20 protein-coding genes are annotated in these 22,777 nt (G+C 39.4%); 9 read left to right on the forward strand and 11 right to left on the reverse strand.

From position 1 onward, the window contains the following. Nucleotides 1-2: 2 nt before the first annotated feature. Nucleotides 3-722: a class I SAM-dependent methyltransferase gene (locus HEQ36_RS16935; RefSeq protein WP_168635812.1), complete on the reverse strand. Its 720-nt coding sequence runs from the start codon at nt 720-722 to the stop codon at nt 3-5. Between the two features lie 195 nt (nt 723-917). Here HEQ36_RS16935 and HEQ36_RS16940 point away from each other — a divergent pair, with 195 nt between their 5' ends. Genes HEQ36_RS16940 through HEQ36_RS16950 form a run of 3 tightly spaced genes read left to right on the forward strand, consistent with a single transcriptional unit; the run spans nt 918 to nt 5,502 of the window. Continuing rightward, nucleotides 918-2,507 (forward strand): NACHT domain-containing protein, encoded by a 1,590-nt coding sequence (locus HEQ36_RS16940; protein ID WP_205748496.1) that lies wholly within the window; start codon nt 918-920, stop codon nt 2,505-2,507. A 1-nt stretch (nt 2,508) separates the two neighbouring features. After that, nucleotides 2,509-4,461: a WD40 repeat domain-containing protein gene (locus tag HEQ36_RS16945; RefSeq protein WP_168635811.1), complete on the forward strand. Its 1,953-nt coding sequence runs from the start codon at nt 2,509-2,511 to the stop codon at nt 4,459-4,461. Nucleotides 4,462-4,467: 6 nt separating this feature from the next. Continuing rightward, complete coding sequence (locus HEQ36_RS16950) at nt 4,468-5,502, forward strand: ATP-binding protein (RefSeq protein ID WP_290708114.1); 1,035 nt, start codon at nt 4,468-4,470, stop codon at nt 5,500-5,502. Nucleotides 5,503-5,627: 125 nt separating this feature from the next. Here the strand turns inward: HEQ36_RS16950 and HEQ36_RS16955 are convergent, their stop codons facing one another. The 4 genes from HEQ36_RS16955 to cobU form a co-directional block, all read right to left on the reverse strand. Further along, nucleotides 5,628-7,271 (reverse strand): ABC transporter ATP-binding protein, encoded by a 1,644-nt coding sequence (locus HEQ36_RS16955; RefSeq protein ID WP_168635810.1) that lies wholly within the window; start codon nt 7,269-7,271, stop codon nt 5,628-5,630. A 462-nt stretch (nt 7,272-7,733) separates the two neighbouring features. Continuing rightward, nucleotides 7,734-8,402: an ABC transporter ATP-binding protein gene (locus HEQ36_RS16960; protein WP_039204361.1), complete on the reverse strand. Its 669-nt coding sequence runs from the start codon at nt 8,400-8,402 to the stop codon at nt 7,734-7,736. A gap of 14 nt (nt 8,403-8,416) precedes the next feature. Further along, nucleotides 8,417-8,689, reverse strand: a complete 273-nt coding sequence (locus HEQ36_RS16965) for a hypothetical protein (RefSeq protein ID WP_039204363.1) — start codon at nt 8,687-8,689, stop codon at nt 8,417-8,419. A 271-nt stretch (nt 8,690-8,960) separates the two neighbouring features. Further along, nucleotides 8,961-9,506, reverse strand: a complete 546-nt coding sequence (gene cobU / locus HEQ36_RS16970) for a bifunctional adenosylcobinamide kinase/adenosylcobinamide-phosphate guanylyltransferase (protein ID WP_053540782.1) — start codon at nt 9,504-9,506, stop codon at nt 8,961-8,963. 124 nt (nt 9,507-9,630) lie between these two features. Between cobU and HEQ36_RS16975 the strand changes: the two genes are divergently transcribed. The 3 genes from HEQ36_RS16975 (at nt 9,631) to HEQ36_RS16985 (ending at nt 11,429) form a co-directional block, all read left to right on the forward strand. Further along, nucleotides 9,631-10,431 (forward strand): hypothetical protein, encoded by an 801-nt coding sequence (locus HEQ36_RS16975; RefSeq protein ID WP_168635809.1) that lies wholly within the window; start codon nt 9,631-9,633, stop codon nt 10,429-10,431. Nucleotides 10,432-10,521: 90 nt separating this feature from the next. Then, nucleotides 10,522-10,752 (forward strand): hypothetical protein, encoded by a 231-nt coding sequence (locus HEQ36_RS16980; protein WP_168636177.1) that lies wholly within the window; start codon nt 10,522-10,524, stop codon nt 10,750-10,752. Nucleotides 10,753-11,213: 461 nt separating this feature from the next. Then, a complete protein-coding gene (locus tag HEQ36_RS16985; protein WP_053540779.1) occupies nt 11,214-11,429 on the forward strand; it encodes a hypothetical protein in 216 nt (71 codons plus the stop codon). 98 nt (nt 11,430-11,527) lie between these two features. Here the strand turns inward: HEQ36_RS16985 and HEQ36_RS16990 are convergent, their stop codons facing one another. Beyond that, nucleotides 11,528-12,010 carry a DUF29 domain-containing protein gene (locus HEQ36_RS16990; protein WP_168635808.1) on the reverse strand — a complete coding sequence of 161 codons (483 nt, stop codon included), beginning with the start codon at nt 12,008-12,010 and terminating at the stop codon, nt 11,528-11,530. A 131-nt stretch (nt 12,011-12,141) separates the two neighbouring features. Further along, nucleotides 12,142-13,215, reverse strand: coding sequence for a class II fructose-bisphosphate aldolase (fba, locus tag HEQ36_RS16995; protein WP_096663806.1), 1,074 nt, complete (start codon nt 13,213-13,215; stop codon nt 12,142-12,144). 715 nt (nt 13,216-13,930) lie between these two features. On the opposite strand from fba, the gene HEQ36_RS17000 reads away from it, so the two are divergent. Then, entirely contained in the window at nt 13,931-14,800 is an 870-nt protein-coding gene (locus HEQ36_RS17000) for an alpha/beta fold hydrolase (protein ID WP_053540773.1), read from the forward strand. A 199-nt stretch (nt 14,801-14,999) separates the two neighbouring features. Here HEQ36_RS17000 and glgB read toward each other — a convergent pair whose 3' ends face one another. The 4 genes from glgB to HEQ36_RS17020 all read right to left on the reverse strand — a co-directional run bounded on the left by glgB (nt 15,000) and on the right by HEQ36_RS17020 (nt 19,532). After that, complete coding sequence (gene glgB, locus HEQ36_RS17005; protein ID WP_168635807.1) at nt 15,000-17,291, reverse strand: 1,4-alpha-glucan branching enzyme; 2,292 nt, start codon at nt 17,289-17,291, stop codon at nt 15,000-15,002. A gap of 325 nt (nt 17,292-17,616) precedes the next feature. Beyond that, the gene (locus tag HEQ36_RS17010) at nt 17,617-17,931 is read right to left on the reverse strand and encodes a hypothetical protein (RefSeq protein ID WP_168635806.1); all 315 of its coding nucleotides are present in this window, start codon (nt 17,929-17,931) and stop codon (nt 17,617-17,619) included. A 1-nt stretch (nt 17,932) separates the two neighbouring features. Continuing rightward, on the reverse strand, nt 17,933-18,640 hold the full coding sequence (locus HEQ36_RS17015) for a glutathione S-transferase family protein (protein WP_053540771.1): 708 nt from the start codon (nt 18,638-18,640) through the stop codon (nt 17,933-17,935). A 631-nt stretch (nt 18,641-19,271) separates the two neighbouring features. Next, nucleotides 19,272-19,532 carry a hypothetical protein gene (locus HEQ36_RS17020; protein WP_053540770.1) on the reverse strand — a complete coding sequence of 87 codons (261 nt, stop codon included), beginning with the start codon at nt 19,530-19,532 and terminating at the stop codon, nt 19,272-19,274. Nucleotides 19,533-19,859: 327 nt separating this feature from the next. On the opposite strand from HEQ36_RS17020, the gene HEQ36_RS17025 reads away from it, so the two are divergent. Beyond that, the gene (locus tag HEQ36_RS17025) at nt 19,860-20,525 is read left to right on the forward strand and encodes a hypothetical protein (protein WP_053540769.1); all 666 of its coding nucleotides are present in this window, start codon (nt 19,860-19,862) and stop codon (nt 20,523-20,525) included. 319 nt (nt 20,526-20,844) lie between these two features. After that, nucleotides 20,845-22,671 (forward strand): penicillin-binding protein 2, encoded by a 1,827-nt coding sequence (locus tag HEQ36_RS17030; protein WP_168635805.1) that lies wholly within the window; start codon nt 20,845-20,847, stop codon nt 22,669-22,671. The last annotated feature ends 106 nt before the right edge of the window (nt 22,672-22,777 follow it).

Genomic DNA, 22,777 nt, shown 5'->3' on the forward strand with positions numbered 1-22,777 from the left:
TCTTAAAACCGGACTTTGTACAACTCGAATAATTCTCCTAATTGTCTTTTAGCTATTTTAGCACCTCCAGCTTTTATGGTTTTTTCCCACTCTGTAGCAGTTTCGAGAAACACCTCTGCACCCAAATAAGTTTCTAACACAGCCCAATCTTCTGCTAAAGGCTGTTCTGAATTAAGAATATCAAATACAAAGTGTCCCCCTGGTTTTAATACTCGTTTGACTTCGACTAAAACGGCTTGCCAATATTCTAGGGGAAAATAACAACTAAAGCCTGTGGCAATTATTAAATCAAATTGATCTTCAGGATAATTTAAATGGTGGGATGGTCCTAGTTCTACACCTTTGAATAATTTTGAATTTAATTGTGAACCACGAGAGTTCAGACCATCTCTTGCGATATTACTAATTTCTTGCCCATAAAAGAATGCTTGCCAATCTCTCCAAGGATAGATTAAAAAGCTGACACCACAACCAATATCTAAACAATGTTCGTTTTTTTGAGGTTGAGCAATTTCCCAAAATGGTGAAACTATTCTTTCACTTAATCTACCATTTTTCCATTCTTTATATATTGGCATTTCTTGAACTTCATCAGGGACTACAAATTTCTGATTTTGATATTGACGATTAAAGCGATATGCTACTTGTCCTATTCTCTCTTGCCATTTATCTGCGGAATAGGTTTTATTTTTATAAGAATTGGAAGGGGGATTTTTAGACATTTATTACTTTGGCTATTTGTAAAAATATTTACCCTGATATCATTCAGGGATTTGGTGTCTCAAATTTGCTGTGCATCTTGACATAATTTATGGCAACCAGCAATAATAATGCTGAGAGGGTGTCTAAAAAGACAATGATGAATACTTTGAAAACAGCCTCTAAGTATAACAGCGAATTCTCGGCGGTCATAACTTATGATAATAGAATTTAGCGCGGTTGTCTCCCAGATTATTGAATACGCGCCCCAAGCTCGTCAACTGATTATTACACAAGCTCAGAAAAATGAGACCGTTATCAAAGTCCTACAAAAATTAAACCTAAATCCTACACAAATCCCGGATGAGGTTGATACAGTTTACGCTTATACTCTTGTAGAGTATGGCGTTTACAAGCATGAAGCTATCTTGAAGCTGTTACAACAAAAAACAGTTAAGGATGATTTTTGGCGTGCTTACAGTAATAATTCTCCCTTTGAATTTGTAACTAGTATTCGCAATTTCCTGAGTGAAAATATTGATTTAAACAAAAGTATAATCCAAGCAAATACTAACATATCATCAGAATTAGAGCAATTTGGTCAAATTTTTGTTTCTGTGGCTAAACGCACAAAATCTGATAAGTATTTACCCTATCCAGACTGGGACTTAGATGTTTACCCTAAAGAGTTTAAAGCCACAATTTCCGAAAAAACTCGCTTATTTTCCGGTCGTGAGTTTGTATTTGAGAAAGTTCGAGAATTTTTCAGGAACAAGGACAGGGGTTATTTTACCATAGTTGGAGATGCTGGTATGGGAAAAAGTGCCATTGCAGCCAAATTGATTAAAGACTATCGGTTTCCTTGTTATTTTAACATTTTTGCAGATGGACGGAATACACCAGAACAGTTTTTAGCCAGTATTCGTAAACAATTGATTAATCGTTATTCATTACAAAATGCAGATAACGATAATTTGAGTGCCTTAATTCAAAAAGTTAGTGAGAAATTAACTCAAAACAACGACCCATTAATTATTGTTATTGATGCTTTAGATGAGGTAAAACAAGAGGGACGTGATAATCTATTAAGTCTACCACAAAATCTGCCAAAGGGAGTCTATTTTTTATTAACTAGAAGACCCTATAATCTGGAAACAAAACGTTTAAGTTTATCTCCAGATACTCCTAGAGATGAGTTAGATTTGAGAAATGATCAATATACTCAGTTGAGTAATGATGATGTCAGAAAATATATTCCTTTATTCATAGAAAAGGATAAAGAATATGGAGAAAATCTGAGACAATGGATTCAAGATCACAATATTAATCAAGTTCACTTTGTGGATATAGTAGCAGCTAAAAGTGAAAATAATTTCATGTATTTGCGCTATATTTTACCAGGAATTGCTAAGGGTGAATATAGGGATTTGCAACTAGAAAGATTACCGGAAGGACTTCAGGATTATTATCAAGTGCACTGGTCAGGAATGGGAATGGAAGAAGAAGCTAATCAAATAAAAGTCAAGATATTGTATGTCTTGGTAGATATAGGTATTGTTTCTCCAAAGTTGATTGCGGAAATTCTTGATCAAGACGAGTATGAAGTACGAGTAGTATTAAATGATTGGGTGGAATATTTAACCAAAAAAGAAAGTTTAGAAGACGACAAAAAATACTATCAATATAGTATTTATCACCGCAGCTTTTTGGATTTTTTAAAAGACAAAGATGAGTTAAATCCTGGACGGAAAATCCTTAAAGAAGTTAAAAAAAGTATAGCTGATTATCTATTAAGGGAGATGGCATAATATGGGTAAAATTGCCTCAAAATTAAAATCGAAAGATTTAGAATTTGTCAAGTTATATTTATCTGAATTTCCTGCGAGGGTATTAATAGCAGATGCAGATCAATACTATAATACTCTCATGGATTTTGATTTTATTTTTCTCAAGATTCAACATCCTGATTTGAGCATAGAATCTTTAATTATGGATTATGCTTTAATTGATGATCTAAACAATAGCAATAGACTTAAACCAGAAGAAATCACAAATCTGGAATTAGTCAGACGTGCGCTTCAGTTATCAAGCCATATTTTGAAGCAGGACAAAAACCAATTAGCAGCGCAATTATGGGGAACATTACAGTGTTTCCCTCAGCAACCAATTAAGAATCTCTTAAAAAGTGCATCTAAGAGTCATAATGTTTGGTTGCGCCCAATTACGGCCAGTCTCAGAAATGGCAATTTATTGGCTAATTTCACAGGTCATGAAAAGTGGGTAAATTCAGTATCTATCACTGAAGATGGTAAAAAGGCAGTTTCTGGTGCTTCAGATAACAGTTTGAAACTCTGGGATTTGCAATCTGGTAAGATAATTCATAATTGGGAAAATGACGACTGGATAACAGCCGTAGCAATTACCCCAGACGGGAAAACAGTCATTTCTGGTTCTCGTAATAAAACTTTAAAATTGTGGAATGCAGAAACGGGTAAACCTGTGTTATCCTTAGAAGGTCATGACTCCTGGGTAACAGCCGTAGCAATCACTCCAGACGGAAAAATGGCCATTTCTGGTTCAGATGATCATACCCTCAAGTTCTGGCATTTAGATTTAGATAACAAAAAAGCTACTTGCATTCACACTTTGAAAGGCCACAAAGATGCAGTTAGAGCCGTAGCAATTACTCCCAATGGAAAAATAGCTATTTCTGGTTCTCGTGATAATAACTTAAAATTGTGGAACTTGCAGAATGGTGAAGAAATTCGTACTCTAGAAGGTCACACAGGCTGGGTAAGAGCCATAGCAATTACCTCTAATGGAAAAAAGGCCATTTCTGGTTCACTAGATCATACCATAAAATTATGGAACTTGCAAACAGGTGAAGTAATTCGCACCCTCACAGGTCACAAAGGCTCTATAGGGGCTATATCCATGACCCCAGATGGGAAAATTGCTGTTTCTGGTTCAGATGATCATAATCTGAAGTTGTGGGATTTAGACAAAGGTAAAGAAATTCTTACCCTCAGAGGTCATAGTGACAAAGTTAGAGGGGTTGCTATCACTCCAGACAGGGAAAGAGCTATTTCCGCCTCCGATGATTATACTCTAAAGCTTTGGGATTTGGACAGCAGTAAAAAATCTTCAGATAGAGGCCATAATAATTCGGTAAGAGTAGTAATTCTCACTCCAGATGGCAAAAAAGCCGTTTCTGCTGCTGATGATTGTACTCTAAAGCTTTGGGATTTACAAACAAATCAGGTAATTTTTAGCTTTGAAGGTCATACTCGTCCTATCAAAGCATTAGTGATGAGTCATGACGGAAAAAATGTCATTTCCGGCTCAGATGATCATACTCTCAAACTGTGGGATTTGCAAACAGGTAAGGAAATCTATACCTTTATTGGTCATAAGGACTGGGTAACAACCTTAGCAATTAGTCCAGACGGGGAAAAAGCCATTTCCGCTTCCCGGGACAAAACCCTCAAACTGTGGAATTTAGATCAACTTCAGAAAATCCGTACTTTTATTGGTCATAAGGACTGGGTAACAACCTTAGCAATTAGTCCAGACGGGAAAAAAGCCATTTCCGCTTCCCGAGACAAAACTCTCAAACTGTGGAATTTAGATCAAGGTCTGGAAATCAATACTTTTATTGTTGATAGTCCTATTAGTTCTTGTACATTTTCTCCAGATGGGTTTACTATTATAGCAAAGGAGGAATCAGGACGGGTACATTTTTTCCGATTGGAAGTAACTTAAAATCAGGTGAAAATTATCACAGATATTCCTAGATATATCCCAGAATTTAGACAAATAATTACCGAAAAAAATCGTGATTTTGTCGGTCGTGATTTTGTCTTCACTGCTATTGACAACTTTCTCCATAAGTGTCACCGAGGCTATTTTACCATAATCGGTGAACCTGGTATTGGCAAAAGTTCTATCCTTGCTCATTATGTTAGCCAAAATCCAGGAGTCCTTTATTACAATGTGGAACTAGCTGGTAAAAGTCATCCTGCTGAATTTTTGACTAATATTTGTACTCAATTACGAGAAATTGCTGAATATCAAGGTATTAAAAACTTACCATCTAATTTTCCTGATGCTACTACGGAAAATAGTAGTTTTTTGTCTTCTTTATTACAACAAGTCAGCGATAAACTAAATTTAGAACAACGATTGATCATTGTTATAGATGCCTGTGATAAAATTAACATGAATCAGCAAACAAGAGGTGCAAATATATTTTATTTACCTCGTTATCTTCCTGAAAAGGTGTATTTTATTCTCAGTCGTCGTCCATTTGTAAAAGATAAATCAGGTTTATTAATTGAAACACCTTGGGAATCTTTAGATTTGTCAAATTACCCGTCACAAAATCGTTTTGATATTCAAAAATATTCGCAAAATTATTTGAATACTCACAATATTGATCATCAATTATTAACACAAATTACTGAGGAAGAAAGTAATTTTATGTATGTTAAGGAAATTTTAACTGCTGGTAATCATCAGGTTGATAGTGATCATTTACAAACTTATTATCAACAGCATTTAGATAAAATGAATTTAATGACTAATAAACAACAGAAAATGGCTGCTTTGGTATTAACTATGTTGATAGAAACAGCATCAATATCTGTGGAAACAATAGCCGCAAGATTAGATGTAGATGAATATGATGTTAAGGTAATTTTAGATAAATGGCGAGAATTTCTGCATTTAGAATCAACAACCACAGGAATCAATTATAGTCTTTATCATCGCAGTTTTCGTAATTGGTTAACACAGATAAATTAAAATTTTCAAGGGTGTTGGAAAAGTTGTAAAGGTTACAGGATAACCTCTCTTTAAACCTCTTCTTGTCAAATAGATAAATATATGCGATTTGACAAATAGTGGGTATGAAATGAGCTTCATAAGTGTTAAGCTTTTGCTAATAAAGGTGCAGCAGCTAGGAGGGTTTGGGTATAAGGGTGTTGAGGATGGGCAAAAATTTGTTTAGTCTCTCCTATTTCCACTATTTTACCACTATTCATAACCGCAATGCGATCGCACAAAAATCTTGCTAACCACAAATCATGGGTAATAAACAAATAGGTTAAATCAAATTCTGCTTTGAGTTGTAACATCAAATCAAGAACTTGTGTTTGCACGCTGGCATCTAACATACTCACTGGTTCATCACATATTATCAGTTTGGGACGAGTAATTAAAGCTCTGGCTATGGCTACCCGTTGTTGTTGTCCCCCAGATAAATCGGCGGGATAACGGTGATAATATAATTCTGCGGGGGTTAATCCCACTTTTTCCAACATCCATAAAACCTGTTCTTTCGCTTTTTCAGAATTAGCTAAATTGTGAATTAATAAAGGATCTGCTATACTTTGTCCTACCGTCATGGCTGGATTTAAACAAGCATGAGGATCTTGAAATATCATTTGGATTTGTCTACGGGAAGAACGGATTTCTTGACGGGACAAACTGGTTAATTCCTGTCCTAAAAATTCGACTTTTCCCGATGTGGGACTAATCAATTGTAAGATGGTTCTCGAAAGTGTACTTTTTCCACAACCAGACTCTCCCACTAAGCCTAAAATCTCCCCAGCATACAATTCTAAATTAATTCCATCTACGGCTTTAATTGTTTGTCCTTCTTCTTTAAATATCCGTTCAATAAAATTCGGTTCTATGGTGTAATGCTGTTTAAGTTCTGTAATTTTTAAAATGGGATTTACCTTTTCTGTTCCCTGTTCCCTCTTCCCTGTTCCCTCTTCCTTTTGAATATATAAAGCTGCTTTTAATAAAGATTGAGTATATTCATGTTGAGGATGAGCAAATACAGTTGCCGTTTTCCCCATTTCCACCATTTTACCTTGATACATAACTCCAATGCGATCGCAATATTCCCCCACCATTGCTAAATCATGGGAAATCAATAATAATCCCATGTTTTCTTCCCCACACAATCGCGTTAATTCTTGGAGAATTTGAGCAGAAACAGTCACATCTAAACTTGTAGTTGGTTCATCCGCCACAATTAACTTAGGACTCAACAGCAAAGCCAAAGCAATAGCTACCCGTTGACGCATTCCCCCACTAAACTCATGGGGATATTGACTCCAACGACTAGCAGGAATTTTCACCTTTTCCAAAGTCGCTAAAGCCTTTTCTTTCGCTTGCTGTTTGGATAACTCCGGTGCATGAGCTTGTAAAGTTTCAATACAATGATTGCCAATTGTCATCAACGGGTCAAGGCGAGTCATGGGATCTTGAAAAATCAAAGCCACTGCTTCACCACGAAATTTTTGCATTTGGGCTGGTGTTAAATCTAATACAGATTGCCCCTGGAATTTAACTAATCCTTCCGTGCGACTGAAATTAGGCAATAAACGCATTATTGCCCGTCCAATGGTAGATTTTCCACAACCGGACTCTCCCACCAATCCCATTTTTTCTCCAGGCTGAAGAATAAAAGATACATCATCAACCGCCCAGCTTTCCACCTCTTCACCACGTCGAGGATAAGCTACACGGAGATTTTCAATACTAAATAAAGCTTCATTCATAATTAATTAATTAATTAAATAAATAGTCGGACAAAATTAAATTCACTCGTTGAGAGAGGGAACAGGGAACAGGGAACAGAAAAATCAATTGTGTATACTCAACACGGCTTAATAATTTGATTCTAAACGTAGGGGTAAAGCAAGAGCTTCATTGGTGTCAACTTAGGCTACAGATGGCTTATTTGTTGGCTTCCACACCCACCCAGAAATGAATTTCCGGGCTAATAAGTAAAGTTTACTAAAGTAAACTGGGGATTTTTAGTCATCAAAAGACAACTTTTGCTATTAGACTGGGAATTCATTCCCAGGCGGGCTATGGGTTTTACGTTAAGTTGACACCAATGAGCAGTGCTAAAGTCCATGTCTCAACCGTGTTTAGTATAATTAATTCCGTCCCATTACTTATTCCTTCTTCATCCTGAACTCCTGACTGGGCGCAGGCCCTGCGCCCCTACCTCCTGACTATTGATGTACTTGAATTAATCGCTGTTTGAGACGTTCCGCTTCACCGGAATCAACTAAACAACCCTTTTCCAATAAAAAAGCACCATCACAGTAATTTAACTCTTCTAAGCGATGAGTTACCCATAATGCCGTAATGCCACGACTCTTAACGAGATTACGGACACTAGCCACTAAATCGAGTTGACTATCTGGATCTAGTAAAGCAGTAGGTTCATCTAATAATAAAACATCACAATGACGAGCGATCGCTCCAGCAATAGCTACCCGTTGTTTTTGTCCACCAGAAAGCGCGTAAATAGGTCGTCGCTGGAGAGACAATAAATTTACTGCCCCCAAAGCTTCCTCAACCCTAGCCTTCACCATCGCCGGTTGTAACTTTTCCGCCACCAACCCAAAAGCCACATCAGCACCAACCGTTGGCATTACCAATTGATGATCAGGATTTTGGAATACAAAACCAACAGCAGGTGAGATATTAACTTCCCCAGATTGAGGAGCTAATAAACCCGCTATTAATCTCAGAAGCGTAGATTTACCACTGCCATTTGTCCCCAGAAGCATCCAAAACTCACCTTTAGGTACTTGAAGAGAGCAAGATTTGATCACTTGCTCCCCATTAGGCCAAAAGAAGTTTAAATCATTAACTTCAATGCCTACTGCTGTCATGTTTATACCTTGTGTTATTCAGCAGTAAAAGCAGCAAAGCCAGGTGGTTTACCACTGCTAGTAGCCGCACTATCTTTTTGGATAATCTGGACTCCCGAAATTTCACTAGCACGGACAGCAATTTTTTTCTCTGTTTTGCCTTCGCACTTGAGTTCCACAATATCAGGATTTCCAGAACGCATTGCCGCCAAAATTAGCTGGTAAACAGCCTCGGCATCTTCAGTAGACTTACGTTGTACTGATATGGGGAAAGCAGTATTTCTGATGCTTAAGTCAATGGTAAACATTTAGAATTAATGAATTTTCACTTTAAGACCTATTCTAGCGTCATTAGTCATTAGTCATTAGTCATTAGTCATTAGTCATTGGTCATTGGTCATTGGTCATTGGTCATTAGTCAGTTGTCATTGGGAAGAAATATTCCCCCTACTTCCCCCACTCCCCCAACTCCCCCAACTCCCCCTACTCCCCCAACTCCCCCTACTCCCCCTACTTCCCCTACTCCCCCACTCCCCCCACTCCCCCCACTCCCCCCACTCCCCCAACTCCCCCAACTCCCTATTTAGCTGCTGGTAATGGTACACCTAATAAACTCAAATTCAAGGCATGACCACCCGTCACCAAATAAACAGGTTCACAGATTGTCCCTAATTGTCTCACTAAAGCGCCCAGGCGATCGCGGAATTTGCGCCCTAGAGGATAAGCTGGAACTACACCCCAACCTGTTTCTTCCCCCACAAATATGACATCAGCAGCCACTAACGGCAGAATTGCCAGAAACTCCCCCACAATATTTTCCCAAACTAAATCCTCCTCCTCCAGAAAATTAGCCACCCAAGTTCCTAAAGAATCCACCAACAGGCAAGTATGCGGCTGAGATTGAGCCAAAGCAGCAGTCAGTTCCCCAGGGACAGCAAGAGTTATCCAATCTTGAGGACGGCGTTGTTGATGTTTTTGAATGCGTTCTTGCCATTCTAGATCATCAGGATTTTGTGTAGCTGTGGCAATGTAGACAACATTTTTTTCCGACTTTATCGCCAAATCTTCCGCCCATTCACTTTTACCAGAGCGGGCTGCACCTGTCACCAAAATTATTTTCCCCATTATTTGATAATATAATGTTTCATCAGGAAGAATACACGAGTTAAATCAAGTATCCCCAAAATCAACACCTTTCTGTACTCCTGAATTCTTTCTTGCCAAAGACCATAAATTTTAGGATATTGTTATGAAACCAGGGTTAAAACGGATAGAGGCTACGCTGCATGATTTAAAAACTCGCAATGATGATGTCACCACAGAACCAGGTGAAGAAAGCAAACGTTCCTTTTCCTTTCGCATTAGTATCCGTCCCCAGGAATCTCCAGAAAATTCCCAAAATACAACACAAACCTATAATAGTAACTTAGACGCAGATTCAGTTATTCATGAAACTCCAGAGGCAAATTTATTTCCTCAGCATAGTTCCGTTTCAGCCTTTCCAGCCCAAGAAAATGGAGAAAAAACGCCAACTCTCCCGAAATTTAAAACTCCATCCTTCAGCAATCATCGTCACGTTGCTAACCCAGCACTGGCCATGAATATGCTCCAAGAAATTCAAGACAAAGTAGCTGATTGGCAACTGGAATTACAAAAAATAATACAGCAAATTCAGGATATTTATTTAGAAGGTCCAATTATTAACGGTTGGTTGGAATCTAATGTCCAAGAACCAGAAACAGTGGGAACAGCCGCATTACGCCATGCAGAAATAGAGCGTCTCATGAACTATGTCGAAGAAATCTGTGCTAGTAGTGAAAAAGAATCTCATAAACCACTACACACTGACTACCGATTATGTGGAGTAGATACAGCCGGTCAAGTGTGGTCTCGTCCCTGTCCAGTTGAACAAGTTCCTAGTGTTAGTATAGCGATCGCACGTCACCAAAGATTACGACAACTCTTAGGACGCAAACAAGACCTAGAAAATCGCTTGAGTCAATTAGCAGAAACCTTAGTCATGTTACACAGTCATATTCAGCAAAATTAAATATTTTCTCCCTACGGTAAAATACAGTGGCCATTGAGCAAAAACTATGTTACTCTAGAACTACATCGTGAAACTTTACCAACAAAAACTATGCGACTAAAACGCTGGGAATCCCCACGTCGAGAAGGCAGAAACGATAAAGGACGAGGTAGTTCTGCGAGAAAACGCCAACTGAAAAAACAAAGACAAATGCTCAGACAGAAACTCAAAGAAAATCAAAAGCCAAATGATCATCACAACAATAACCAGGGGGAAAGTTCAACTTCCCCCTATTTTTTGGCCTTTTTTTTCCCCAATAGCCTGATTAGGTATATTGCTTGAGAATGATTAAGTTTTTTGGAAAAAGTTAAATTTTTAACTTTTTTGAGTATATTCTCAAGTAAGGAGTTAAATTGACACTCTCATGTCTAAAGACACTGAGATTCTTTAATCAACGAGCCAACTTACAATTACTGGATTACTCCAACAAAAACAGAGGTTGATTCTCCTAAAGCTTTAATTCCGATATGCCCTACCGTACTCGATTTTTGCATTTCATTTTTCACCAAATTTAGCTTTCCTAAACTGCAATACCGTTAGGTATGACTACGCACTCAACCACATAAGTTAAGTTTTTACGTTGTTTAGTTATACTTAAATTCTGGAATTGATGAAATACTATCACATCCATTGTTACCAGTCAATGAATTAAGCGAATAAATTCGTGGTCAGTGAGCGAAGTCGAACTGCTCGTGCGGTCACTGAGCTTGTCGAAGTGTCGCTTGTATCTCAGCACTGAAGTGATGGTTCCTGAGCTTGTCGAAGGACTGGGCTTTACTCTTACCGGATATTTCTGTAAAGTTGATTTTGTCATTGATGAAAATGGCATAGTTAAACTTATTCCTCTCAATATACCTATTCAAAAATTATCTGGAATTTTGCACAGAAAAGGCATGAAACCTAAAACTTTGGAAGAAATAGAAGAAATAATTGGTGAGGCTGCAAGTGATTGGACTTGATACAAATATTATAGAAGATATATGAAAATACACAATGAACATGAACTAAATTTGGGTTTAGCTAATAACAATTAGACTAATTGAACGAAAAATAAAAATTAAATTTCCTCCTGACTAAGCAGCGTGATTATAAAATCAGAATTAATGACATCTAAAGGCAGAAAAGGAGAGTCAACAGGAAACATCTGAATAGATAATTTAGTTTCCGTACTAGCAGCGCGAACAGCTTTTAAATAACAATCAGAAAATAGTTCTAAATAATAAGGTTTGAGACTAGGACTATCCTCCAATAAAGATTCAATTTGATAAAACTGTTCCCAAATTGTACTTACCCAACTAGAAGAACGTTTTTCAGATTGATATTGGTACTTGAGTAAGTGCATGAGTAAAACTATGAGTCGGTTTTTAAGTTCACGTCTTTTCTCTTTCCCCATGTCCTCTATTTCTTCAATCAAATGCTCAAAATCAACGTGATCTAATTGATGATTACGCAATAACTTAGCTGTCGTTTCTAGCCATAAACAATAATCCTGATTATAAAGATAACTACTCAAGGATGTAGATTGTAAATTGGTAGTCATACAAATAGCCTTATTTACTGCTATTACCTAAGTCTATCACATTAATTAATAAAACCAGGAAACATTAACGTTACCTGGTTTATTCTTGTAGGGACATAGCAATGCTATGCCCTAATTCTCATACTGCCAAATTAAACTTTAGCAGCCGCTCTCATGACCAATTCGCCTTTAGCATACTTAGCAGCATAATCTTCTAAAGAAACTTGCTTAATCTTGCTTGCGTTACCAGCAGTACCAAACTGTTGATAACGGTCAGCACAAACCTTTTGCATATATTTAATAGAAGGCTTGAGGAAGTGACGAGGATCAAATTCCTTGGGATTAGAAGCCAAAGCTTCACGCACAGCCGCAGTAATAGCCAAACGGTTATCGGTGTCAATATTTACCTTACGCACACCACTCTTGATACCTTTTTGGATTTCTTCCACAGGTACACCGTAGGTTTCAGGAATAGCGCCACCATATTGGTTAATGAGTGCCAATAAATCTTCAGGTACAGAAGAAGAACCGTGCATAACCAAGTGGGTGTTAGGTAAACGGCGGTGAATTTCTTCAATGCGGCTAATAGCCAAGATTTCACCTGTAGGCTTACGGGTAAATTTGTAAGCGCCGTGACTTGTGCCGATAGCCACAGCTAAAGCATCAACTTGAGTTGCTTCTACGAAGTCAACAGCTTCATCAGGGTCAGTTAATAGTTGAGAATGGTCAAGAGTACCTTCAAAACCGTGACCATCTTCAGCTTCACCGGCACCGGTTTCTAGAGAACCCAAACAACCCAATTCACCCTCAACACTGACACCCAAAGAGTGAGCAACGTTGACAACTTCACTGGTAACTCTCACGTTATATTCAAAGCTGGCAGGGGTTTTAGCGTCAGCTTCCAAAGAACCATCCATCATCACGCTGGTGAAATTGTTCTTGATAGCTGAATAGCAGGTAGAAGGAGCATTACCATGATCTTGGTGCATGACAATGGGAATCTCAGGATAGGTTTCTACCGCAGCCAAAATCAGGTGACGGAGGAAGTTTTCTCCGGCATAGTTACGAGCGCCGCGAGAAGCTTGTAAGATTACGGGGCTATCTGTTTCCACCGCAGCCTTCATGATTGCTTGAATCTGCTCTAAGTTGTTAACGTTAAAAGCGGGGATACCATAACCGTGTTCAGCAGCGTGATCCAAAAGCAACCGCATTGGTACGAGAGCCATATATATTCCTCCTAATTTGGGTATTTAGCTAGTCAGTTTAATAGAAGCGTAATCTTTATTTTAATGTAATTTTTACGCTAATCTTAATGTTTTTTTCAACTTACAGAAAATTATATCTAGTAGTGGGTGCTTTTGTTGAGAAAATTTATAGGCTGATATTCTCCAGCTATGTAATGTTTTTGTAAAGCTAGAAACTAAGTGTTAGCCTGTGCATTTACCTGGCGATCGCATTTTGCCATAAATTAACTTTAAGCGATCGCATCTATGACTCAATACTTGTATTGATTTGTCATTAATGATGCTATATTAATTTCCTGAGATAATTCGCGCTTTATTTAGCATAATTTACCCGTAACGACAAGAAACAATAAGAAATATGTAAAGGCGTTGCTTCCGTATTTTCACTGTTTGTATAATCTTTGGTGTCAAGGGAAAATCTACGGTAGTGGATTTATTAGGGTGGGGAGTAACAGGCGATGGATTCTCAAACGCTGAAGCCGAATGTCCAAGACTTGCAAAATAAAGATATGATCTCAATTTTTAAATTTGAGCGACCCCCTTTTCGGAATTCCTAAAACTTACAATCCTTACCTTTCATGAACTTTACGCTTTATATCAGGATGAAAATTGTCTTCTCAAAAGAGCCGCGCCCTATTAATTTGGTGTTATCATTACGGCAGAATTGAACATGAGTTACTGGGGTTGACACTCAAGAATGCGAGCTAAAATACGGGATACAGAAATCTATTTTGATGTTGACGGCTGTAGTTTGGTAGTTGAAGAACAAGGAATACGTCAGAAACCTGTTGCTTTCATAATTCACGGCGGACCTGGAGTTGACCACACGAGTTATAAACCGTGCTTTTCTCCCCTCGTCCATCACCTTCAGCTAGTCTATTTTGACCATCGGGGACAGGGAAGGTCAGCCCGTGGACCGAAAGAAACCTATACCCTAGATAATAATGTTGACGATATGGAAGCCTTACGCCAATATCTAGGACTGGAGAAAATCGTTTTAATCGGTTCTTCCTATGGAGGTATGGTTGCTCTTTCTTATGCTGTGAAGTATCCCCAAAATGTTTCACACCTGATTGTCATTGCCACAGCAGCTAATTCCCGGTTTCTAGAACGCGCTCAGGAAATTCTGGCAGAACGGGGAAACGAAGAACAAAAAGCAATTGCTCTTCAACTTTGGTCAGGTAATTTTGAAAATGAAGAACAGCTACGCCAATTTTTTCGGGTGATGGGTTCAATGTACTCCCAAAACAATGACCGGAAATTAAATTCCCCAGACTCAGACGAAACAATTCTCTCTGTTGATGCCATTAATGTTGCCTTTAGTGGCTTCTTAAATGACTATAATATCCTCAACGAATTACATAAGATTACCTCACCAACTCTTGTGATTGCAGGGCGGCATGACTGGATCTGCGCCCCAGAGTTTTCTGAAGAAATTGCTCAAGCTATTCCTAATGCCTACTTGAAAATATTTGAGAACAGCGGACATTTAATTCGTGTTGATGAACCGCAATCACTGTTGGATGAAATTGCTAGGTTTTTAAATCTTGGTAGTTTGGTGTTCTAGGTCATCTAGCATTTATGTAACACGACAATTATCTGTTGAAAACAAACCCATAGCTCAAATTCATGATCATCCAGTTCTAATTTTGACAGAGATTGCGACAAATAACGTCTTGCTAAGTAGAACGACGTAAAAAAACCAAAGTATGTAACGACAAACTCACTAAGAAAAACATAGGGTGAGCAATGCCCACCCTACAGGATTATTCCATTACCTGTGCAGATTTCTGTTTATCCAACTTAAGCATCAATACACCCAAAGGAGGTAAACATAAATCCAAGGAATAAGGACGATTATGCAAAGACCAATCATCAGTCCACTTACCACCTAAATTGCCCATATTACTACCGCCATACTGACGAGCATCACTATTGAACAACTCAGTGTAGAAACCCTTTTCTGGCACACCAATACGATAATGAGAATGGGGTTGAGGGGTAAAGTTACAAACCACAATCATAAAATCGTCAGAATTCTTGTCACGACGGACAAAGGAAACCACACTATGGCGGTTATCGGTACAATCAATCCACTCAAACCCGGCTTGATCAAAATCTTGAGTATATAAAGCTGGTTCAGAACGGTAAAAATGATTAAGAGACTGGAAAAAATCCTTTAACTGTCGGTGTGGTTCAAACTGTAATAGATGCCATTCCAAATCAGCCCAAGCATTCCACTCACTCCACTGACCAAATTCCATGCTCATAAACATGGTTTTCTTGCCAGGGTGAGCGAACATATAAGTAAACAAACAGCGGATATTAGCTAACTTCTGCCATTCATCACCGGGCATTTTGCCGATCATATTACTCTTACCATGCACGATTTCATCATGGGAGAGAGCTAACATGAAGTTCTCGCTGTGGTTATACCACATACTAAAGGTGATGTTATTTTGATGGAACTGGCGAAACCAAGGGTCCATGCTGAAGTAATCCAGCATATCGTGCATCCAGCCCATATTCCACTTTAAGTTAAAGCCCAATCCGCCCGTATAGGTAGGCCAAGATACCATTGGCCAAGATGTGGACTCCTCCGCAATGGAAAGCACACCAGGATAATAACTAAACAACAAGCTATTAACTTGACGTAAAAAATCTGCCGCTTCTAAATTTTCCCGACCACCGTATTCGTTAGTCAACCATTCTCCTGGTTTTCGGCAGTAGTCAAGGTAAAGCATGGAAGCAACCGCATCAACCCGAATTCCGTCAATGTGGTATTTATCAAACCAGAACAGGGCATTAGCTACCAAGAAATTACGGACTTCATGGCGATTGTAGTTAAATACTAAAGTCCCCCATTCCTTATGTTCACCTTTGCGGGAATCAGAATGTTCATACAAGTGACTACCATCAAAGAAGGCTAAACCATGTCCATCTTTGGGGAAGTGACCAGGAACCCAATCTACAATGACACCAATACCATTGTTATGGCATTCGTCCACAAAGTACATGAAGTCTTCAGGTGTACCAAAACGGGAAGTAGGCGCAAAATAACCGGTTACTTGATAACCCCAAGAACCATCAAAGGGATGTTCGGCAATTGGTAACAGTTCTAAATGGGTATATCCTAATTTCTTAACGTAGGGAATGAGTTTATCTGCTAGTTCCCGATAAGTCAGAAACCGAGCGCCGGGTTTTAGTTCAGAAACGACAACGACAGCTTCAGTTTCCCCATTGGGTAATTTGGCAGATTCAGCACTAGCAGCGTGTAACCAAGAACCTAAATGGACTTCGTAAACGGAAATGGGTTGACTCAAGGGGTCACTGTGTCGCCGCTTTTCCAGCCAGTCTTCGTCTTTCCAGGTGTAGGAATTTAAGTCAGTAACAATAGATGCTGTTTTTGGCCGGGGTTCTTGCTGGAAACCGTAAGGATCAGATTTTTCGTAAATATGTCCTTCAAAATTTTTGATTTCGTATTTGTAATGTTCTCCTACACCTATTTCGGGAATAAATAATTCCCAAATGCCTGTGTGTCCTTTCCGCATCTGGTGTTTGCGTCCATCCCACAGGTTAAAATCTCCCAATAAGGAAACGTTGCGGGCATTGGGGGCCCAAACGGCAAAATAAACGCCTTTGACACCATCTACTTCTGTGGTGTGCGCTCCTAATTTTTCGTAAATGCGGTGATGGTTGCCTTCACTAAATAAATGTAGATCGAATTCTGTTAAGTGGGCAGAACGGAAAGCGTAGGGATCATTAACCACCCGCTCATGTTCCCCTTCTTTAATGCGTAACTGATAATTTTTTAGTTCTGGGGTTTCAATGGTGCATTCAAAAAAGTGTGGATTATGCACTGTATCCATTGGGTATTCTTTCCGTTCCTCTGGAACTACTACCCACGCAGCGCTGGCATTTGGGAGATAGGCTCGCACAGCCCAGACAGTTTTACCATTTTGATCGATGAGATGAGAACCCAGAATTTCAAAGGGATCGTGATGTTGATTGCCAACAATGCGATTAACCTGTTCAGGGGCGACTGTGGTTGTGGACATGAAGCTACCTATGTGATATATGGTGATTAACTAAATCTACTTTTTAACTATTCATATTCTTGCATCTTTGTCGCCACTGTCAGTTGTCAGTTGTCAGTTGTTAGTTGTCAGTGGTCATTGGTCATTGGTCAGTGGTCATTGGTCATTGGTCAGTGGTCATTGGTCATTGGTCAGTGGTCATTGGTCATTGGGAAAATTCTTTCTCCCCCTGCCTCCCCCACCTCCCCTACCTCCCCTACCTCCCCTACCTCCCCTACCTCCCCTACCTCCCCTACCTCCCCTACCTCCCCTACCTCCCCCACCTCCCCTACCCCCTATTCCCTAATTAAATACTTAAAAATGGGAAAAGTTGTAATAATGTTTTGCGTAGTTGCAGCAAAAATACTTTATCGCGGATACCGGAGGCTAAACGTGGTGGTGGACTTATTTGGATTTGTGCTTGCAATTCGGCATATTCTGCGGGCGTGAGGATTCTGCCATCAATGGGCGATCGCGCTGCTAGAATAATCTCTGTTCGCAATATCTCCTCTGGTATATCTGCTTGTGGTGGTAATGCCATCACGACTTTACTACTATGACCACTAAACCCGATTAAAATACTAGTAGTAACACTCAAAATAACTAGCAGTATCCGTTTCATCTTAACTCCTGATTGGGCGCAGTCCCTGCGCCCCTACGTCCTCAAGTCCTGGTGGCAATGGTTCACCACATAACTGGTGGATATTGATAATTCGTGCAAAAATCTGTGGATATGCCTGACGATAATCGGGAATTAGTGCTAAAGGACTCAACAAAGCCGCCGCTGCAATATCAGCTATACTCAAGCGGCTACCCACTAAATAATCACCTTTTTGCCAATACATAGACAATAATGACAAGGCATTAGCGAGTCTTTTTTTAGCTAATTCAACGGTAGTATCATTAATACCATATTGTTGTCTAACTACTTTAATCACCATTTGACTAAATAGTGATGGGTCAATGTCCTTACCTTCACCAGCGCGAAATTGATAATATACAAATCTAGTAGCCGTGCCTATACTTTCATCTAACCAGTCTTCTAACATCGCAGCTTGAGTTTGCTGTTCTAAATTGGGTAGAAACAAGGTAGGTTCGGGTTGATAGCTTTCTAAAAATTTAAAAATTTCCGTAGAGTCGCCAATAGCTTGGGGTTGTCCGACAATTTGGGGTAACAGGACAGGTAATGTTGTCAATCCAGTTAAGGACTTTAGCCTCAAGATGTGCAGCCCTGGAGTGAGATTTTCGGTTTGATAATTAATTCCTTTATAACCCAATGCCAATCTGGCTTTGCGACAATAATGAGATGTACTAAATTGCAGTAACAGCATATATTGAGATTACTTTGGTTACTGGCAAAACAAATTTGACACTCCCCGGTCTAAAGACGCGAGAATTCTATAGAGAGTTTCAGTCTATATCTCTCAGTTATCCCAGCTTCAGGCAGGGTTCCTTAAATATTTGGGTTCTTGCCCTGATCCTGTTTGCCATTACTGGCAGAATCATCTCTGCTTGCGGTGAGCGAAGCCGAACTGACAAGCGTAACTTTCCGAGAGTCCCCCGGTAGGTTTTTAATGTCTTTGCTGACAATTTAATTGTCTCACGAATATGGATTAAAATTTGAAATAATTTCAAATTTTTAAATTAATGTCAATGCAGGATAAAGGAAAGCCTCTAGCCTTCATCCCTTGTCTAAAGCACAGATGTAGCTGACTTAGGAAGCTACATCTTCAAGGGTTTTCGGCATTTCCCTTATAAAAAAATCAGACTGGGCGAGAACTGAATCTAGCCCAGAAGCAAAACCTGATGAATGTTGCTCTTTTTTACCCAACTTAACGCCCTTAGGCAGTTGAATCTTTATTCCTTAATCTACAAACTATCTTAACTTTCTCAGTAGAGGTTTGTAGAAAATAATTTTTAAAGATATCAACTACCCAGGAGAGGTTAATACTCTACCCTATACTAAGGTTTTTTGGGAGTAGCCTCAGGAGATGTGGTCGCAGCAGGGGATGTAGTAGCTGCGGGAGATGTGGTCGCAGCAGGAGATGTTGCCGCATCAGGAGATGTGGTCGCCGCGGGGGTAGCACCAGTATCTGCTGGTTCGCCACCTGTTGTTGCTGCTGGAGAACTGGTAGTACCTGCTGGTTGACTACCACCGTCACAAGCTCCAAGCATGGTAGCCAGACTTAACATTAGAGCCAAACCAAAAATTTTTGTCTTCATAACTCCTCTTTCACCAATTGTGGCAATAAAATCTTTCGCCTGTTGAATAAGATACCTTATTTATTGATTTTTTTTAAGGACTTTCTGATTACATATTTCAACCCATTCTTTTTTGTAACATACTTGTAGATTATATGTAACACAAATAGGATGTAATTAACGGTTAGAATGGTCTCAATTCTTGTCCTGAAAATTTGCTAAAGAGAAGGGTGAAATCCCCCTGAAAAGAGAGAGATTGAAAACTTGGATATTTCCTGTTCCCTTTTTTTGTAACTTTGGGCAAAATCTAATTAAGTCAAAAATAAAGTATTTATTATCAGAAAAATCATGGGTTTTGAACGTAAATCAGCAGTTTCCGCAAAAAATACCTGGTTCTGGGGCAATTCTCCTGCGTCATTGAATAAGCGACGTTCTCGAAATTTGAATAAAAAAAGCCAGAGTTCCTCCCGATTAGATAGTGAAGCGATCGCAGTTAAATCGTCTAGTCCCCGAAATGCTTGGCTGAATTTCTTAGGTTCTCGCCGAAATAAAACAGCAATTCGCACCTCAAGTTTAGACGCGGGTAAACAACAAACTACTGATATTAATAGACAATCAAATACTGCTGCTTATAGGATGAGTCACACTCCAGCCATGCCTGAATGGTTACTACGTATATATATGGTCAATCGCTATTCGTCAATTTTAGCATTTTTATTAGTGGTAGCAACATTAATAGTTTATGGTTGGACTGTATATTCACAAGAGATTTGGAGTGATTCTTACCGTAAGCTACAAAGCTTACAACGTCATGAGCGACAGTTAAATACTGCTAATGCGACACTAACTAGCAAAATGGCACAGGAAGCGGAACAGCCCGGTACGGAACTGGTATCACCAACTTCTAAGGGGACAATTTTCTTACCACCAACATCTAATAATTATCCCCGGTCGTCATTCTCAACTTCTCAACCAGAACCGCAACCTGAACCCCCTTCTCCATTAGGATATTAATTGGTCATTGGTCATCGGTCATCGGTTATTAAGTAATTGGACAAAAATATTTACAGTCATTGCGAGCGAAGGGAAGCAATCACAACCCTTGGAATTGCTTCATTTGACTTCGTTCCATATGGCTAACGCCACGCTAACGCAATGACATTGTGTAATTAATTCTGTCTCACTACTTAGTCATTGGTCATTGGTCATTCGTCGTTAGTTAATCTTTTTCTTCTTTCTTCTTTCTCCTGAAATCCTGATAGCGCAGCGTGGCGTTAGCCATACTCTTGAATGGGCGCAGGCCCTGCGCCCCTACCTCCTGAACTCCTGACTCATGCTAAAGTCATCACTTAAAACACAACTTAGAAATCTACGTAATTTAGAATTCAGACGCAAACGAAAGTTTTCTAGACAGACTCAATCAGAAAATATTGAGCCAAAAACACCGGAAACTCCACCTAACATTCAATTACGACTGTTTGCTGTATGGGGTATGTTAATGATTGCTATGGTAGGTTTGGTATTTAATTTATATCAATTACAAATTGTTCAGGGAAAAAAGCTGACTAAGAAGGCGCGAAATCAGCAAATGGTGAATGTGCGCCCTTATATGCCTCGTCGTCCGGTAGTGGATCGGGGTAATAATGTGTTGGCTATTGATCGTCCCGTTTATACTGTATATAGTCATCCTAAGTTATTCGAGCTATCCCAGGAAGAAATCGCGGAGAAAATCGCGCCAATTATCGGCAAAGAAAAGGCCGATTTGGTGAAAACATTCCAAAGTAAACGAAGTGGAATTTTACTAGCTTCTGGGGTCTCTGAAGATATTACTGATAAGTTAATATCACTGCGTTTGAATGGGTTTGAGTTTATTCAAAAATACTCCCGATTTTATCCCCAAGATGATTTAGTGGCGGATGTCGTGGGCTATGTTAATCTTGACCGTCGTGGTCAAGCTGGTGTGGAATATAGTCAGGAGAAGTTACTAGAACGTTCTGGACAAACAGTGCGGATGAGTAAGTCGGGAAATGGGTCGTTGATGCCAGATTATGTGACCGAGGGATTTCTGAATTCTGATGATTTAAAAATGCAATTGACTATTGATAGTCGTGTGCAACGGGTAGCCCGTGCAGCCTTAAAAGAACAGATGACTAAATTTAGTGCCAAACGGGGTGCAGTGATTGTCATGGATGCAGTGGATGGTTCTTTATTGGCTTTGGTTTCTCAGCCTACCTATAATCCGAATCAATATGCTAAGTCTGATATTTCTCTGTTCAAAAATTGGACTGTGGCTGATCTTTATGAACCGGGATCAACTTTTAAGCCGGTGAATGTGGCGATCGCTCTCGAAAATGGTGCAATCAAACCAGATGACACTTTTGAAGATCCTGGTTCTATTAAAATCGGCACACATACAATCAAAAATGCCGAAAAAACTGGTTATCGCCGATTAACTATTCCTGAAATTTTACAAACTTCTAGTAACATTGGTATGGTGAGAATGATTCAACGAATAAAACCATCCATATACTACAACTGGCTAGAACGTTTAGGGTTAGGACAAAAAGTTGAAACAGATTTACCCTTTGAAGTTAGTGGTCAATTAAAAAGTCAAGAACAATTTATTTCTTCAGCCATTGAACCAGCTACCACATCTTTTGGACAAGGCTTTTCTCTCACTCCATTACAACTGGTACAACTACACGGTGCATTAGCTAATGGGGGCAAATTAGTCACACCTCATGTAGTCCGAGGACTGATTGATACCAAGGGCGGAATGCACTATTCACGTACTCTTCCAGAACCAAGACAAATTTTCTCACCTACAACCACCCAAAAGGTTGTGGAAATGATGGAAACAGTAGTCAATTCCGGTACTGGTAAAGCAGCGAGAATTTCAGGATATCGGATTGGTGGCAAAACAGGAACAGCGCAAAAAGCTAGTCCTAATGGTGGATATATTAAAGGTGCAAGAATTACCAGTTTTGTCGCTATTTTGCCTGTGGAATCTCCCCGTTATGTGGTGTTTGCAGTTGTGGATGAACCAAAGGGAGAAAATGCCTATGGTTCTACTGTAGCTGCACCAATTGTTAAAACTGTAATGGAATCACTAATTCCTATTGAACAAATTCCACCTAGTAGTCTGTCAACCCAAAAATGACGGGTGAAGGCAAGTAGGGGAGGTAGGGGGGTAGGGGGGTAGGGGAGGTAGGGGAGGTAGGGGAGGTAGGGGAGGTAGGGGAGGTAGGGGAGGTAGGGGAGGTAGG

Source organism: Anabaena sp. 54 (assembly GCF_017355725.1).
GTDB classification, from domain to species: Bacteria; Cyanobacteriota; Cyanobacteriia; order Cyanobacteriales; family Nostocaceae; genus Dolichospermum; species Dolichospermum heterosporum.

What these genes read in the sequence shown, in the direction of transcription:
- HEQ36_RS16975 (WP_168635809.1), top strand. Translation starts at nt 9,631, where the DNA reads ATGAAACCAGGGTTAAAACGGATAGAGGCTACGCTGCATGATTTAAAA.
- HEQ36_RS16980 (WP_168636177.1), top strand. Translation starts at nt 10,522, where the DNA reads ATGCGACTAAAACGCTGGGAATCCCCACGTCGAGAAGGCAGAAACGAT.
- HEQ36_RS16940 (WP_205748496.1), top strand. Translation starts at nt 918, where the DNA reads ATGATAATAGAATTTAGCGCGGTTGTCTCCCAGATTATTGAATACGCG.
- HEQ36_RS17030 (WP_168635805.1), top strand. Translation starts at nt 20,845, where the DNA reads ATGCTAAAGTCATCACTTAAAACACAACTTAGAAATCTACGTAATTTA.
- HEQ36_RS17000 (WP_053540773.1), top strand. Translation starts at nt 13,931, where the DNA reads ATGCGAGCTAAAATACGGGATACAGAAATCTATTTTGATGTTGACGGC.
- HEQ36_RS16935 (WP_168635812.1), bottom strand. Translation starts at nt 722, where the DNA reads ATGTCTAAAAATCCCCCTTCCAATTCTTATAAAAATAAAACCTATTCC.
- HEQ36_RS16985 (WP_053540779.1), top strand. Translation starts at nt 11,214, where the DNA reads ATGGTTCCTGAGCTTGTCGAAGGACTGGGCTTTACTCTTACCGGATAT.
- HEQ36_RS17010 (WP_168635806.1), bottom strand. Translation starts at nt 17,931, where the DNA reads ATGAAACGGATACTGCTAGTTATTTTGAGTGTTACTACTAGTATTTTA.
- HEQ36_RS17015 (WP_053540771.1), bottom strand. Translation starts at nt 18,640, where the DNA reads ATGCTGTTACTGCAATTTAGTACATCTCATTATTGTCGCAAAGCCAGA.
- HEQ36_RS16990 (WP_168635808.1), bottom strand. Translation starts at nt 12,010, where the DNA reads ATGACTACCAATTTACAATCTACATCCTTGAGTAGTTATCTTTATAAT.
- HEQ36_RS16965 (WP_039204363.1), bottom strand. Translation starts at nt 8,689, where the DNA reads ATGTTTACCATTGACTTAAGCATCAGAAATACTGCTTTCCCCATATCA.
- HEQ36_RS16945 (WP_168635811.1), top strand. Translation starts at nt 2,509, where the DNA reads ATGGGTAAAATTGCCTCAAAATTAAAATCGAAAGATTTAGAATTTGTC.
- HEQ36_RS16960 (WP_039204361.1), bottom strand. Translation starts at nt 8,402, where the DNA reads ATGACAGCAGTAGGCATTGAAGTTAATGATTTAAACTTCTTTTGGCCT.
- HEQ36_RS17025 (WP_053540769.1), top strand. Translation starts at nt 19,860, where the DNA reads ATGGGTTTTGAACGTAAATCAGCAGTTTCCGCAAAAAATACCTGGTTC.
- glgB (WP_168635807.1), bottom strand. Translation starts at nt 17,291, where the DNA reads ATGTCCACAACCACAGTCGCCCCTGAACAGGTTAATCGCATTGTTGGC.
- HEQ36_RS16955 (WP_168635810.1), bottom strand. Translation starts at nt 7,271, where the DNA reads ATGAATGAAGCTTTATTTAGTATTGAAAATCTCCGTGTAGCTTATCCT.
- cobU (WP_053540782.1), bottom strand. Translation starts at nt 9,506, where the DNA reads ATGGGGAAAATAATTTTGGTGACAGGTGCAGCCCGCTCTGGTAAAAGT.
- fba (WP_096663806.1), bottom strand. Translation starts at nt 13,215, where the DNA reads ATGGCTCTCGTACCAATGCGGTTGCTTTTGGATCACGCTGCTGAACAC.
- HEQ36_RS17020 (WP_053540770.1), bottom strand. Translation starts at nt 19,532, where the DNA reads ATGAAGACAAAAATTTTTGGTTTGGCTCTAATGTTAAGTCTGGCTACC.